Raw genomic sequence first — 891 nt, 5'->3', positions numbered from 1 at the left:
TCGCACTAGTATCGAAAAACTGCGCAGAGTGGTTTATCTGCGATTTGGCCATGATGCTAGGGGATTACGTAAGCGTACCTATTTTCCCTACCGCAGGGGCCGACACGATTGAATACTGTGTAACTCACAGTGAAAGTAAGGCGCTGATCGGGGGGAAGCTTGATGACCCAGCAGCAACTCAGCAAGTCATTGATGCCATGCCAGAGCTTATCAGCATCGCGCTGCCGTATGATTCAGCACCACAATGCCAATACCAGTTCAACGCATTGATTGCGGATGCCGTGCCAAGTGAAGAGCGTCCACAACACTACGATGATAAGTTGATGTCATTGGTGTATACCTCCGGCACATCAGGTTTGCCAAAAGGCGCAATGCTGACTTACGGAGCGTTTAGTTGGTCGGTACAACAGCTGATCAACCACATCGGTATTCAAGCTAACGACCGACTCTTTTCCTACCTACCATTGGCACATATTACTGAACGCGTTTATATTTTTGGTTCATCCATCATGGGTGGCGTACCAACGGCTTTCCCAGAGTCGCTCGATACTTTTATCGAAGACGTAAAAATGCACCGCCCAACCTTGTTCATTTCTGTACCGAGATTATGGACTCTGTTCCAGCAACGCATTCAAGACAAACTTCCACAGAAAAAATTAAATTTCTTACTGAAAATACCGTTCGTAAATTCGCTGATTAAGAAAAAGCTCGCCGAAGGGCTGGGGTTAGAGCAAGCGCGAGTTTTGGGTTGTGGTTCTGCTCCGGTATCACCCGCACTATTAGATTGGTACCACAGCGTTGGCCTAAACATCACCGAAGCATGGGGGATGACGGAATCCTTCGCTTACAGCACCATAAACTACCCATTTAGGGCAGATAAAATTGGTACCA

The 891-nt window shown here is 47.4% G+C and carries 1 protein-coding gene; it reads left to right on the top strand.

Features of this window, described 5'->3' with window-relative positions:
* The coding region (locus R7R78_RS25055; RefSeq protein ID WP_225474492.1) for an AMP-binding protein at window positions 1-891 on the top strand (891 nt) is incomplete at both ends.

The organism is Vibrio sp. 2134-1 (assembly GCF_033339495.1).
The sequence above is the reverse complement of the archived record's forward strand: the minus strand, read 5'-3'. Positions and strand labels throughout refer to the sequence as shown.